Here is a 13,359-nt window from a genome sequence, read left to right as displayed (position 1 = left end):
GCTGATGTCTGAATTTGTTACGGTAGCTCGCCCCTACGCCAAAGCAGCTTTTGACTTTGCTGTCGAACACCAAAATGTCGATCGCTGGCAGAATATGCTGGCGTTTGCCGCTGAGGTGACGAAAAACGAACAAATGGCCGAGTTGCTTTCTGGTGCATTAGCACCTGAAACCCTCGCCGCGTCGTTCATCGCCGTGTGCGGAGAGCAACTGGATGCCAACGGCCAGAACCTGATTAAGGTAATGGCAGAAAATGGTCGTCTCCGTGTGCTCCCGGATGTTCTCGAGCAGTTTGAGCACTTACGTGCCCTTAGTGAAGCTACTGCTGAAGTTGAAGTAACTTCTGCGACTGAACTGAGTCATGAACAGCTTGCGAAAATTACCGCCGCGATGGAAAAACGTCTGTCACGCAAAGTTAAGCTGAATTGCAAAATCGATAAGTCTGTAATGGCAGGCGTAATCATCCGCTCGGGTGATATGGTCATTGATGGCAGCGTACGCGGCCGTCTTGAACGCCTTGCAGACGTCTTGCAGTCTTAAGGGGACTGGAGCATGCAACTGAATTCCACCGAAATCAGCGAACTGATCAAGCAGCGCATTGCTCAGTTCAATGTTGTGAGCGAAGCTCATAACGAAGGTACTATTGTTTCTGTAAGTGACGGTGTTATCCGCATCCACGGCCTGGCCGATTGTATGCAGGGTGAGATGATTTCCCTGCCGGGTAACCGTTACGCTATCGCACTGAACCTGGAGCGCGACTCCGTAGGTGCCGTTGTGATGGGTCCATACGCTGACCTCGCCGAAGGCATGAAGGTGAAGTGTACTGGCCGTATTCTGGAAGTTCCGGTTGGCCGTGGCCTGCTGGGTCGTGTTGTTAACACCCTGGGTGCACCAATCGACGGTAAAGGTCCGGTTGAGCACGATGGCTTCTCTCCAATCGAAGTTATCGCACCGGGCGTTATCGACCGTCAGTCCGTAGATCAGCCTGTTCAGACGGGTTATAAGTCCGTTGATGCCATGATCCCAATCGGTCGTGGTCAGCGTGAACTGATCATCGGTGACCGTCAGACCGGTAAAACCGCGATGGCTATCGATGCCATCATCAACCAGCGTAACTCCGGCATCAAATGTGTGTACGTGGCTATCGGCCAGAAAGCGTCCACCATTTCTAACGTGGTTCGTAAACTGGAAGAGCACGGCGCGCTGTCTAACACCATCGTTGTTGTGGCAACCGCTTCTGAATCTGCTGCACTGCAATACCTGGCGCCATACGCCGGTTGTGCAATGGGTGAATACTTCCGTGACCGCGGTGAAGATGCACTGATCGTATACGATGACCTGTCTAAACAGGCTGTTGCTTATCGTCAGGTTTCCCTGCTGCTCCGTCGTCCACCAGGACGTGAAGCGTTCCCTGGCGACGTATTCTACCTCCACTCTCGTCTGCTGGAGCGTGCTTCCCGCGTTAACGCGGAATACGTCGAGAACTTCACCAAAGGTGAAGTGAAGGGTAAAACGGGCTCTCTGACCGCGCTGCCGATCATTGAAACCCAGGCGGGTGACGTTTCTGCGTTCGTTCCGACCAACGTAATCTCCATTACCGATGGTCAGATCTTCCTGGAAACCAACCTGTTTAACTCCGGTATTCGTCCGGCGGTTAACCCGGGTATTTCCGTATCCCGTGTAGGTGGTGCTGCTCAGACCAAGATCATCAAGAAACTGTCCGGTGGTATCCGTACCGCGCTGGCACAGTATCGTGAACTGGCTGCGTTCTCTCAGTTCGCATCCGATCTGGACGAAGCAACCCGTAAACAGCTGAGCCACGGTCAGAAAGTGACCGAGCTGCTGAAGCAGAAACAGTACGCACCAATGTCTGTTGCTCAGCAGGGCCTGGTACTGTTCGCGGCTGAACGCGGTTACCTCGAAGATGTGGAACTGGCGAAAATCGGTAGCTTCGAAGCCGCTCTGCTGGCTTACGTCGACCGTGATCACGCTCCGCTGATGCAAGAGATCAACCAGACCGGTGGCTATAACGACGAAATCGAAGGCAAGCTGAAAGCTATCCTCGATTCCTTCAAAGCAACCCAATCCTGGTAATCGTCCGGCGGCTTGTCTCAGGACAAGCCGCCTGGCATTGAGGAGAAGCTCATGGCCGGCGCAAAAGAGATACGTAGTAAGATCGCAAGCGTCCAGAACACGCAAAAGATCACTAAAGCGATGGAGATGGTCGCCGCTTCCAAAATGCGTAAATCGCAGGATCGCATGGCGGCCAGCCGTCCTTATGCAGAAACCATGCGCAAAGTGATTGGTCACCTTGCAAACGGTAATCTGGAATATAAGCACCCTTACCTGGAAGAACGCGACGTTAAGCGCGTGGGCTACCTGGTGGTGTCGACCGACCGTGGTCTGTGTGGCGGCTTGAACATTAACCTGTTCAAAAAACTGCTGGCGGATATGAAAGGCTGGTCTGATAAAGGCGTTCAGTGCGATCTCGCATTGATCGGCTCTAAAGGCGTCTCTTTCTTTAACTCCGTTGGTGGCAACATTGTCGCTCAGGTGACCGGTATGGGTGATAACCCGTCCCTGTCCGAACTGATCGGCCCGGTTAAAGTGATGTTGCAGGCCTATGATGAAGGCCGTCTGGACAGACTGTACGTTGTCAGCAACAAATTTATTAACACCATGTCTCAGGTGCCAACGCTCACTCAGATGTTGCCTTTGCCGGCTTCAGAAGATGACGAGCTGAAACAGAAAGCCTGGGATTACCTGTATGAACCCGATCCGAAACCGCTGCTGGATACCCTGCTGCGTCGTTACGTTGAATCTCAGGTTTATCAGGGCGTTGTAGAAAACCTGGCCAGCGAGCAGGCCGCACGAATGGTGGCGATGAAAGCCGCGACCGATAATGGCGGCAGCCTGATTAAAGAGCTGCAGTTGGTTTACAACAAAGCTCGTCAGGCCAGCATTACTCAGGAACTCACCGAGATCGTCTCGGGGGCCGCCGCGGTTTAACCAGGTTTACGAATTACGTAGAGGATTCAAGATGGCTACTGGAAAGATTGTCCAGGTAATCGGCGCCGTGGTGGACGTCGAGTTCCCTCAGGACGCCGTACCACGCGTGTACGACGCGCTTGAGGTACAGAATGGTAACGAGAGCCTGGTGCTGGAAGTTCAGCAGCAGCTCGGCGGCGGTATCGTGCGTACCATCGCGATGGGTTCTTCCGACGGTCTGCGTCGTGGTCTGGAAGTAAAAGACCTTGAGCACCCGATCGAAGTCCCGGTAGGTAAAGCAACACTGGGTCGTATCATGAACGTATTGGGTCAGCCAATCGACATGAAAGGCGACATCGGTGAAGAAGAGCGTTGGGCTATCCACCGCGCGGCACCTTCCTACGAAGAGCTGTCCAGCTCTCAGGAACTGCTGGAAACCGGTATCAAAGTTATCGACCTGATGTGTCCGTTTGCGAAGGGCGGTAAAGTTGGTCTGTTCGGTGGTGCGGGTGTAGGTAAAACCGTAAACATGATGGAGCTGATCCGTAACATCGCGATCGAGCACTCCGGTTACTCCGTATTTGCGGGCGTAGGTGAACGTACTCGTGAGGGTAACGACTTCTACCACGAAATGACCGACTCCAACGTTCTGGACAAAGTATCCCTGGTTTATGGCCAGATGAACGAGCCACCAGGAAACCGTCTGCGCGTTGCGCTGACTGGCCTGACAATGGCTGAGAAGTTCCGTGACGAAGGCCGTGACGTTCTGCTGTTCGTTGATAACATCTACCGTTACACCCTGGCCGGTACTGAAGTATCTGCACTGCTGGGTCGTATGCCTTCAGCGGTAGGTTACCAGCCAACGCTGGCGGAAGAGATGGGTGTCCTTCAGGAACGTATCACCTCTACCAAAACCGGTTCTATCACTTCCGTTCAGGCGGTATACGTACCTGCGGATGACTTGACTGACCCATCACCAGCAACCACCTTTGCGCACTTAGATGCAACCGTGGTACTGAGCCGTCAGATCGCGTCTCTGGGTATCTACCCGGCCGTTGACCCGCTGGACTCCACCAGCCGTCAGCTGGATCCACTGGTTGTTGGTCAGGAACACTACGACACCGCGCGTGGCGTACAGTCCCTGCTGCAGCGTTACCAGGAACTGAAAGACATCATCGCCATCCTGGGTATGGATGAACTGTCTGAAGAAGACAAACTGGTGGTAGCACGTGCGCGTAAGATCCAGCGCTTCCTGTCCCAGCCGTTCTTCGTTGCGGAAGTATTCACCGGTTCTCCAGGTAAATACGTTTCCCTGAAAGACACCATCCGTGGCTTTAAAGGCATCATGGAAGGCGAATACGATCACCTGCCGGAGCAGGCGTTCTACATGGTTGGTTCCATCGAAGAAGCTGTGGAAAAAGCCAAAAAACTTTAACGCCTTAATCGGAGGGTGATATGGCAATGACTTACCACCTGGACGTCGTCAGCGCAGAGCAACAAATGTTCTCTGGTCTGGTCGAGAAAATCCAGGTAACGGGTAGTGAAGGTGAACTGGGTATTTTCCCGGGTCACGCACCGCTGCTCACCGCCATTAAGCCTGGTATGATCCGCATCGTTAAACAGTTCGGTCACGAAGAGTTTATCTATCTGTCCGGCGGCATTCTTGAAGTGCAGCCTGGCAGTGTGACCGTTCTGGCCGATACCGCTATTCGTGGCCAGGATCTCGACGAAGCGCGAGCCCTGGAATCGAAGCGTAAGGCTGAAGAGCACATTAGCAGCTCTCATGGTGACGTGGATTACGCTCAGGCGTCTGCGGAGCTGGCCAAAGCGATCGCCAAACTGCGCGTTATCGAGTTGACCAAAAAAGCGATGTAACACCGGCTTGAAAAGCACAAAAGCCAGTCTGGATACCAGGCTGGCTTTTTTTTCGTCCTTAATTCATGACGAAAAAGATGTAGAATTTTAAGCACCAAACGTTTTTACTTCTCACTCAAACTACCGTCAGGATGCGTATGTCAAACAGTGCGATGAGCGTGGTGATCCTTGCCGCAGGCAAAGGTACCCGCATGTATTCCGATCTGCCTAAAGTGCTTCATACACTGGCAGGAAAGCCAATGGTGCAGCATGTCATTGATGCAGCAAATGAATTGGGCGCTCGCCAGGTTCACCTGGTCTATGGCCACGGCGGCGATCTGCTTAAAAAGACGCTGAGCGATGACAAGCTCAACTGGGTGCTTCAGGCTGAACAGCTGGGAACCGGTCACGCAATGCAGCAGGCAGCACCGTTCTTTGCCGATGACGAAGACATTCTGATGCTCTACGGCGATGTTCCGCTGATCTCCATCGACACACTGACTCGCCTGCGTGAAGCCAAACCGCAGGGCGGTATCGGTTTATTAACCGTCGTGCTGGACGATCCAACCGGCTACGGTCGCATTACTCGTGAAAACGGCAACGTAACGGGTATCGTTGAACACAAAGACGCCAGTGAAGCACAGCGCCAGATTCAGGAGATCAACACCGGTATCCTGATTGCGAATGGCGCCGATTTAAAGCGCTGGCTGTCGAAGCTCAACAACAACAATGCGCAGGGTGAATACTACATCACCGATATCATTGCGATGGCATACCTGGAAGGGCGCGAGATTGCGGCGGTTCATCCGGCACGTATCAGTGAAACGGAAGGGGTGAATAACCGTCTGCAGCTTTCCCGTCTGGAGCGCGTTTATCAGTCCGAACAGGCCGAAAAGCTGCTGCTGGCCGGCGTGATGCTACGCGATCCGGCGCGTTTCGATCTGCGTGGAACGTTAGCGCACGGGCGCGACGTTGAAATTGATACTAACGTTATCCTGGAAGGTAACGTCACGCTGGGCAACCGCGTCAAAATTGGTGCGGGCTGTGTGATCACAAACAGCGTCATCGGTGATGATTGCGAAATTAGCCCATACAGCGTGGTGGAAGATGCCCATCTTGACGCGGCATGCACCATTGGGCCGTTCGCGCGTCTGCGCCCGGGGGCTGAGCTGCTGGAAGGCGCTCACGTGGGCAACTTCGTTGAGATGAAAAAAGCGCGTCTGGGTAAAGGCTCTAAAGCCGGTCATTTGACCTATCTGGGCGATGCGGAAATTGGTGATAACGTCAATATTGGTGCAGGCACAATCACCTGCAACTATGACGGTGCCAACAAGTTCAAAACCATTATCGGTGATGATGTGTTTGTCGGTTCTGATACACAGCTGGTGGCACCGGTTACCGTGGGTAATGGGGTAACGATTGCCGCCGGGACAACCGTTACGCGCGATATCGCCGATAACGAGCTGGTATTAAGCCGTGTGCCGCAGGTGCACAAGCAGGGCTGGAAACGCCCGGTGAAGAAGAAGTAACAACAAGGCGGGTGGTGCTACGCTTACCCGCCCTACGATTAAGTTTGTCTGATAAGGCGTAGCCGTCGTCAGGCAAACCCGGAGAGGAGATAAAGATATATCTCCCCCACAAGCAGTACCCATAACAATAACCCCACTCTCTACAAGGCTCGGGGTGCCCGGAAAGGGCAAATACAGGTCAGCGACAACGCATGGCATAACGCCATAATCAGGAAATCTAACTATGTGTGGAATTGTTGGCGCAGTTGCGCAGCGTGATATTGCTGAAATCCTTCTCGAAGGTTTACGTCGTCTGGAATACCGTGGCTACGACTCTGCCGGTCTGGCAGTAGTGGATGCAGAAGGTCATATGACCCGTCTTCGCCGCCTCGGTAAAGTGCAGATGCTGGCCCAGGCCGCGGAAGAACACCCGCTGCACGGTGGCACCGGTATTGCGCATACCCGCTGGGCGACGCACGGCGAACCGTCTGAAGGCAACGCGCACCCGCATGTGTCTGAACACATCGTGGTCGTGCATAACGGCATTATCGAAAACCACGAACCGCTGCGCGAAGAACTGAAAGCGCGCGGCTATACCTTCGTTTCAGAAACCGATACCGAAGTGATTGCGCACCTGGTGCACTGGGAGCTGGCAAAGGGCGGCACGCTACGCGACGCGGTGCTGCGCGCGATCCCACAGCTGCGCGGTGCGTATGGCACGGTAATCATGGACTCCCGTGACCCGTCCACGCTGCTGGCTGCGCGTTCCGGTAGCCCGATGGTTATTGGTATGGGCATGGGCGAAAACTTTATCGCTTCTGACCAGCTGGCGCTCCTGCCGGTCACCCGCCGCTTTATCTTCCTGGAAGAGGGGGATATCGCAGAAGTGACTCGCCGCAGCGTGACGGTATTCGATACCACAGGCGAGCAGGTGAAGCGCCCTGAGATTGAATCCAATCTGCAGTACGACGCGGGCGACAAAGGCGCTTACCGTCACTACATGCAGAAAGAGATTTACGAGCAGCCAAATGCCATCAAAAACACCCTGACCGGTCGTATCAGCCACGGAGAAGTGGATCTGAGCGAACTGGGTGCGAACGCAAACGAGCTCCTCAGCAAGGTTGAGCACATTCAGATTGTGGCCTGCGGTACCTCCTACAACTCCGGGATGGTCTCTCGCTACTGGTTTGAATCGCTGGCTGGCGTGCCGTGCGATGTGGAAATCGCCTCTGAATTCCGCTACCGCAAATCTGCGGTGCGTCGTAACAGCCTGATGATCACCCTTTCTCAGTCTGGCGAAACGGCTGATACCCTGGCGGCGCTGCGTCTCTCGAAAGAGCTCGGCTACCTGGGATCGCTGGCTATCTGTAACGTGCCGGGATCTTCACTGGTACGTGAGTCCGATCTGGCGCTGATGACCAAAGCGGGCACCGAAATCGGTGTGGCTTCTACCAAAGCGTTTACCACTCAGTTGACGGTTCTGCTGATGCTGGTGGCGAAACTGGCGCGCCTGAAAGGGCTGGATGCTTCTGTTGAGCATGACATTGTTCATGGTCTGCAGGCTCTGCCGAGCCGCATTGAGCAGATGCTGTCTCAGGACAAGCGGATTGAAGCTCTGGCTGAAGATTTCTCCGACAAACATCACGCCCTGTTCCTGGGTCGTGGCGATCAGTATCCGATTGCGCTGGAAGGCGCGCTGAAGCTGAAAGAGATCTCTTACATCCACGCTGAAGCCTACGCGGCAGGCGAGCTGAAACATGGCCCGCTGGCGCTGATTGATGCAGATATGCCGGTTATCGTTGTGGCACCTAACAACGAACTGCTGGAGAAACTGAAATCCAACATCGAAGAAGTTCGCGCCCGTGGTGGTGTACTGTACGTCTTCGCCGATAAGGACGCCGGTTTTGCCAGCAGCGACAACATGCACATCATCGAGATGCCGCATGTGGAAGAGGTTATTGCCCCCATCTTCTACACCGTTCCGCTGCAGTTACTGGCTTACCACGTTGCGCTGATCAAAGGCACCGACGTCGACCAGCCGCGTAATCTGGCGAAATCTGTCACCGTAGAATAATCCCTCCAGGCTCCACCTTCGGGTGGAGCTTTTACCCTTCCTGGTTTGTTTTTAATCAACGCATTCGCGTTTTTATTTATGACAATCTGTCATCTTCAGCTACTTTTTTCAGTGTCACATAAAGAAAATATTACTGAAAACTTGTTGTCATGCTTGTGGCTAACATGATGATAATTAAAGAATGTTTCGCTTAAATTTAAGCTAGACTTTCACTGTCATAAAACTGTCATAATTCGTACATTTATCTGTCACCTGTTTGTCCTATTTTGCTCATCGTAGCCACTTAAACAATGATTTACGAAATCCTTGCAGGAGACATTATGAAAGTTATGCGTACCACTGTCGCAACTGTTGTCGCCGCGACCTTATCTCTGAGCGCTTTCTCTGTATTTGCAGAAGCAAGCCTGACTGGCGCTGGTGCAACCTTCCCTGCGCCGGTGTATGCCAAATGGGCGGATACCTACCAGAAAGAAACCGGTAATAAGGTTAACTATCAGGGTATCGGCTCCTCCGGTGGCGTAAAACAAATTACCGCAAATACCGTTGATTTCGGCGCATCCGACGCTCCGCTGTCTGATGACAAACTGGCTCAGGAAGGCCTGTTCCAGTTCCCGACCGTTATCGGCGGTGTGGTTCTGGCGATCAACCTGCCGGGCGTGAAGTCAGGTGAGCTGGTGCTGGACGGCAAAACCTTGGGTGATATCTACCTGGGCAAAATTAAAAAATGGGATGACGAAGCCATCGCTAAACTCAACCCTGGCCTGAAACTGCCTTCTCAGAACATCGCCGTGGTTCGTCGCGCGGATGGTTCTGGTACCTCTTTCGTCTTCACCAGCTACCTGGCGAAAGTGAACGAAGAGTGGAAATCTAAAGTCGGTTCCGGCTCTACCGTTAACTGGCCAACCGGTCTGGGCGGTAAAGGCAACGACGGTATCGCTGCGTTCGTACAGCGTCTGCCAGGCTCTATCGGTTACGTAGAATATGCGTACGCCAAGCAGAACAACCTGTCCTACACCAAACTGGTTTCTGCTGATGGCAAGCCAGTCAGCCCGACCGAAGAGAACTTCGCCAACGCTGCAAAAGGCGCTGACTGGAGCAAATCCTTCGCTCAGGATCTGACTAACCAGAAAGGTGAAGGCGCGTGGCCAATCACGTCCACTACCTTCATTCTGGTTCACAAAGAACAGAAGAAACCTGAGCAGGGCGCTGAAGTGCTGAAGTTCTTCGACTGGGCTTACAAAAACGGCGGCAAACAGGCTAATGACCTGGATTACGCCAGCCTGCCAGACAGCGTGGTTGAGCAGATTCGTGCTGCATGGAAAACCAACGTGAAAGACAGCAGCGGTAAAGCGCTGTACTAACAGGATATATTTAACGAAGATGGCGGGTGGCGCTGCGCTTACCCGCCCTACGGCTAACGCTGTAGGCCCGGAAAGCGTCAGCGCCACCGGGCATATTCGTAAAAACGTCTCAAACAGAAGAGTATTTTATGGCTGCAACCAAGCCTGCATTTAACCCTCCGGGTAAAAAAGGTGACATGATTTTCAGCGCGCTGGTGAAACTGGCTGCGCTGATTGTGCTATTGCTGCTGGGCGGCATTATCGTGTCTCTGATTTTCTCCTCCTGGCCGAGCATTCAGAAATTTGGTTTCTCCTTCCTGTGGACCAAAGAGTGGGACGCGCCAAACGATATCTATGGTGCGCTGGTGCCGATTTACGGCACGCTGGTGACCTCGTTCATCGCCCTGCTGATTGCGGTTCCGGTAAGCTTTGGTATTGCTTTGTTCCTGACGGAACTGGCACCGGGCTGGCTGCGACGCCCGCTGGGTATCGCCATTGAACTGCTGGCGGCCATTCCAAGTATCGTGTACGGCATGTGGGGCCTGTTTATCTTTGCGCCACTGTTTGCCACGTATTTCCAGGAGCCGGTGGGTAATGTTCTCTCCGCTATTCCGTTTGTGGGGGCGCTCTTCTCCGGCCCGGCATTCGGTATCGGTATTCTGGCGGCAGGGGTGATCCTCGCCATCATGATTATTCCGTACATTGCGGCTGTCATGCGCGATGTCTTCGAACAAACCCCGGTGATGATGAAAGAGTCGGCCTACGGTATTGGCTGCACCACCTGGGAAGTCATCTGGCGTATCGTCCTTCCGTTCACCAAAAATGGGGTGATCGGTGGCGTGATGCTGGGCTTAGGGCGCGCTTTGGGTGAGACCATGGCGGTGACCTTTATCATCGGTAACACCTACCAGCTCGACAGTGCCTCGCTTTATATGCCGGGTAACAGTATTACCTCCGCGCTGGCGAACGAATTTGCCGAAGCGGAATCCGGGCTGCACGTGGCAGCGCTGATGGAGCTGGGTCTGATCCTGTTCGTGATTACCTTCATCGTGCTGGCGATCTCCAAGCTGATGATCCTGCGTCTCGCGAAAAATGAGGGGGCACGCTAATGGCAACTCTCGAAATGCAAAGCACCACTCAGCTTGCGGAATCACGCCGCAAAATGCAGGCGAAGCGTCGCTTCAAGAACCGTATTGCGCTGACGCTCTCGATGGCGACGATGGCCTTCGGTCTGTTCTGGCTGATCTGGATCCTCTTCTCGACCGTGGTTCGCGGTATCGACGGCATGTCTCTGGCGCTGTTCACTGAAATGACGCCGCCACCGAACACCGCGGGTGGAGGACTGGCGAACGCCCTGGCAGGCAGCGGATTGCTGATCCTGTGGGCGACAGTATTCGGTACGCCGCTGGGCATTATGGCGGGTATCTATCTGGCAGAATATGGCCGTAAATCCTGGCTGGCGGAAGTGATTCGTTTCATTAACGACATCCTGCTCTCTGCCCCGTCTATTGTGGTGGGTCTGTTTGTTTACACCATTGTGGTGGCACAGATGGAACACTTCTCTGGCTGGGCGGGTGTGATTGCGCTGGCGCTGCTGCAGGTGCCAATCGTCATTCGTACCACCGAGAACATGCTGAAACTGGTGCCGGACAGCCTGCGTGAAGCGGCGTATGCGCTGGGAACACCGAAATGGAAAATGATCTCCGCGATTACGCTGAAAGCCTCTGTCTCCGGGATCATGACCGGTATTCTGCTGGCCATTGCTCGTATCGCGGGTGAAACGGCACCGCTGCTGTTTACCGCGCTCTCCAACCAGTTCTGGAGCACGGACATGATGCAGCCGATCGCCAACCTGCCGGTGACGATCTTTAAATTTGCGATGAGCCCATTCGCGGAATGGCAGCAGCTGGCCTGGGCCGGGGTGCTGATCATCACCCTTTGCGTACTGTTGCTGAACATTCTGGCGCGCGTGATTTTCGCGAAGAAGAAACACGGTTAATTTTTTACGGCGCGGCAGCTCGCGGCGCCGAATGAGGAAATGAGTCAATGAGTATGGTTGATACTGCCCCGGGTAAGATTCAGGTTCGTGATTTGAACTTCTACTACGGCAAATTCCATGCCCTGAAGAATATCAACCTGGATATCGCGAAAAACCAGGTAACGGCATTCATCGGTCCGTCCGGCTGTGGTAAATCCACACTGCTGCGCACCTTTAACAAAATGTACTCGCTCTATCCGGAGCAGCGTGCCGAAGGCGAAATCATCCTGGATGGTGACAACATTCTGACCAATAGTCAGGATATCGCCCTGCTGCGTGCGAAAGTGGGGATGGTGTTCCAGAAACCGACCCCGTTCCCGATGTCGATTTACGACAACATCGCGTTTGGCGTACGCCTGTTTGAAAAGCTCTCCCGTGCCGATATGGACGAGCGCGTACAGTGGGCGTTGACCAAGGCCGCATTATGGAACGAAACCAAAGATAAGTTGCACCAGAGCGGTTACTCTCTCTCCGGTGGTCAGCAGCAGCGTCTGTGCATTGCGCGCGGTATCGCCATTCGCCCGGAAGTGTTGCTGCTGGATGAGCCGTGTTCAGCGCTGGACCCGATCTCAACCGGTCGTATTGAAGAGCTGATCACCGAGCTGAAACAGGATTACACCGTGGTTATCGTGACTCACAACATGCAGCAGGCTGCGCGTTGCTCCGATCACACGGCGTTTATGTACCTGGGCGAGTTGATTGAGTTCAGTAACACGGACGATCTGTTCACCAAGCCCGCTAAAAAGCAAACAGAAGACTATATCACCGGCCGTTACGGTTGATTCAGGAGCGCGCTATGGACAATCTCAATCTTAATAAACACATTTCCGGCCAGTTCAACGCAGAGCTGGAAAGTATTCGTACTCAGGTCATGACTATGGGTGGCATGGTCGAGCAGCAGCTTTCTGATGCGATCACGGCGATGCATAACCAGGACAGCGAACTGGCGAAGCGCGTTATCGAAGGCGATAAAAACGTCAACATGATGGAAGTGGCGATTGACGAAGCGTGCGTGCGCATCATCGCCAAGCGTCAGCCGACAGCGAGCGACCTGCGTCTGGTGATGGCCATCATTAAAACCATCGCCGAGCTGGAACGTATTGGTGACGTGGCGGATAAAATCTGCCGCACCGCGCTGGAGAAATTCTCTCAGCAGCACCAGCCGCTGCTGGTGAGCCTGGAGTCGCTGGGTCGTCACACCGTGCAGATGCTGCACGACGTGCTGGATGCTTTTGCACGTATGGATCTGGACGAAGCGGTGCGTATCTACCGTGAAGACAAGAAAGTCGACCAGGAGTATGAAGGTATCGTGCGTCAGCTGATGACCTACATGATGGAGGATTCACGTACGATCCCGAGCGTACTGACCGCCCTGTTCTGCGCGCGCTCTATCGAGCGTATCGGCGACCGCTGCCAGAACATTTGCGAATACATTTTCTACTTCGTGAAAGGTCAGGACTTCCGTCACGTGGGCGGCGACGAGCTGGACAAGCTGCTGGCGGGTAAAGATCCGAAAGAGTAATCAGTCGTTAAAATGCCCGGTAGCGCTGCGCTTACCG

General features: G+C 53.9%; 12 protein-coding genes. All 12 read left to right on the top strand.

What is annotated here, in order from left to right; genetic code table 11:
- Positions 1 to 4: 4 nt before the first annotated feature.
- The 12 genes from atpH (at position 5) to phoU (ending at position 13,322) form a co-directional block, all read left to right on the top strand.
- The gene (gene atpH, locus NQ842_RS00930) at positions 5 to 538 is read left to right on the top strand and encodes a F0F1 ATP synthase subunit delta (RefSeq protein ID WP_013099407.1); all 534 of its coding nucleotides are present in this window, start codon (positions 5 to 7) and stop codon (positions 536 to 538) included.
- A gap of 12 nt (positions 539 to 550) precedes the next feature.
- Positions 551 to 2,092, top strand: a complete 1,542-nt coding sequence (atpA, locus tag NQ842_RS00925; protein WP_257256420.1) for a F0F1 ATP synthase subunit alpha — start codon at positions 551 to 553, stop codon at positions 2,090 to 2,092.
- A 51-nt stretch (positions 2,093 to 2,143) separates the two neighbouring features.
- Positions 2,144 to 3,007 (top strand): F0F1 ATP synthase subunit gamma, encoded by an 864-nt coding sequence (atpG, locus tag NQ842_RS00920; RefSeq protein WP_003862364.1) that lies wholly within the window; start codon positions 2,144 to 2,146, stop codon positions 3,005 to 3,007.
- Between the two features lie 31 nt (positions 3,008 to 3,038).
- The gene (gene atpD, locus NQ842_RS00915; RefSeq protein WP_003862362.1) at positions 3,039 to 4,421 is read left to right on the top strand and encodes a F0F1 ATP synthase subunit beta; all 1,383 of its coding nucleotides are present in this window, start codon (positions 3,039 to 3,041) and stop codon (positions 4,419 to 4,421) included.
- 20 nt (positions 4,422 to 4,441) lie between these two features.
- Positions 4,442 to 4,861: a F0F1 ATP synthase subunit epsilon gene (locus tag NQ842_RS00910; RefSeq protein ID WP_006177560.1), complete on the top strand. Its 420-nt coding sequence runs from the start codon at positions 4,442 to 4,444 to the stop codon at positions 4,859 to 4,861.
- Between the two features lie 137 nt (positions 4,862 to 4,998).
- Complete coding sequence (gene glmU / locus NQ842_RS00905) at positions 4,999 to 6,369, top strand: bifunctional UDP-N-acetylglucosamine diphosphorylase/glucosamine-1-phosphate N-acetyltransferase GlmU (RefSeq protein WP_063412646.1); 1,371 nt, start codon at positions 4,999 to 5,001, stop codon at positions 6,367 to 6,369.
- Between the two features lie 223 nt (positions 6,370 to 6,592).
- Positions 6,593 to 8,422: a glutamine--fructose-6-phosphate transaminase (isomerizing) gene (glmS, locus tag NQ842_RS00900; RefSeq protein WP_047360521.1), complete on the top strand. Its 1,830-nt coding sequence runs from the start codon at positions 6,593 to 6,595 to the stop codon at positions 8,420 to 8,422.
- 320 nt (positions 8,423 to 8,742) lie between these two features.
- Positions 8,743 to 9,783 (top strand): phosphate ABC transporter substrate-binding protein PstS, encoded by a 1,041-nt coding sequence (gene pstS, locus NQ842_RS00895; protein ID WP_014833830.1) that lies wholly within the window; start codon positions 8,743 to 8,745, stop codon positions 9,781 to 9,783.
- A gap of 128 nt (positions 9,784 to 9,911) precedes the next feature.
- Entirely contained in the window at positions 9,912 to 10,871 is a 960-nt protein-coding gene (pstC, locus tag NQ842_RS00890; protein WP_013099411.1) for a phosphate ABC transporter permease PstC, read from the top strand.
- Positions 10,871 to 11,761: a phosphate ABC transporter permease PstA gene (gene pstA, locus NQ842_RS00885; RefSeq protein WP_014833831.1), complete on the top strand. Its 891-nt coding sequence runs from the start codon at positions 10,871 to 10,873 to the stop codon at positions 11,759 to 11,761. Before pstC ends, pstA begins: the two co-directional genes overlap by 1 nt.
- 47 nt (positions 11,762 to 11,808) lie before the next feature.
- Entirely contained in the window at positions 11,809 to 12,582 is a 774-nt protein-coding gene (gene pstB / locus NQ842_RS00880; protein ID WP_014833832.1) for a phosphate ABC transporter ATP-binding protein PstB, read from the top strand.
- A 14-nt stretch (positions 12,583 to 12,596) separates the two neighbouring features.
- Positions 12,597 to 13,322 (top strand): phosphate signaling complex protein PhoU, encoded by a 726-nt coding sequence (phoU, locus tag NQ842_RS00875; RefSeq protein WP_008500182.1) that lies wholly within the window; start codon positions 12,597 to 12,599, stop codon positions 13,320 to 13,322.
- Positions 13,323 to 13,359 lie beyond the last annotated feature (37 nt).

Source organism: Enterobacter cloacae complex sp. R_G8, assembly GCF_024599795.1.
Taxonomy (GTDB): domain Bacteria; phylum Pseudomonadota; class Gammaproteobacteria; order Enterobacterales; family Enterobacteriaceae; genus Enterobacter; species Enterobacter dissolvens.
This window is presented reverse-complemented; position numbering and strand designations above follow the sequence as displayed.

Bases quoted from the DNA above. Each gene is read 5' to 3' on its own strand.
- phoU (WP_008500182.1), top strand. From the start codon at position 12,597: ATGGACAATCTCAATCTTAATAAACACATTTCCGGCCAGTTCAACGCA.
- atpH (WP_013099407.1), top strand. From the start codon at position 5: ATGTCTGAATTTGTTACGGTAGCTCGCCCCTACGCCAAAGCAGCTTTT.
- pstC (WP_013099411.1), top strand. From the start codon at position 9,912: ATGGCTGCAACCAAGCCTGCATTTAACCCTCCGGGTAAAAAAGGTGAC.
- pstB (WP_014833832.1), top strand. From the start codon at position 11,809: ATGAGTATGGTTGATACTGCCCCGGGTAAGATTCAGGTTCGTGATTTG.
- atpG (WP_003862364.1), top strand. From the start codon at position 2,144: ATGGCCGGCGCAAAAGAGATACGTAGTAAGATCGCAAGCGTCCAGAAC.
- glmS (WP_047360521.1), top strand. From the start codon at position 6,593: ATGTGTGGAATTGTTGGCGCAGTTGCGCAGCGTGATATTGCTGAAATC.
- pstA (WP_014833831.1), top strand. From the start codon at position 10,871: ATGGCAACTCTCGAAATGCAAAGCACCACTCAGCTTGCGGAATCACGC.
- pstS (WP_014833830.1), top strand. From the start codon at position 8,743: ATGAAAGTTATGCGTACCACTGTCGCAACTGTTGTCGCCGCGACCTTA.
- glmU (WP_063412646.1), top strand. From the start codon at position 4,999: ATGTCAAACAGTGCGATGAGCGTGGTGATCCTTGCCGCAGGCAAAGGT.
- atpD (WP_003862362.1), top strand. From the start codon at position 3,039: ATGGCTACTGGAAAGATTGTCCAGGTAATCGGCGCCGTGGTGGACGTC.
- NQ842_RS00910 (WP_006177560.1), top strand. From the start codon at position 4,442: ATGGCAATGACTTACCACCTGGACGTCGTCAGCGCAGAGCAACAAATG.
- atpA (WP_257256420.1), top strand. From the start codon at position 551: ATGCAACTGAATTCCACCGAAATCAGCGAACTGATCAAGCAGCGCATT.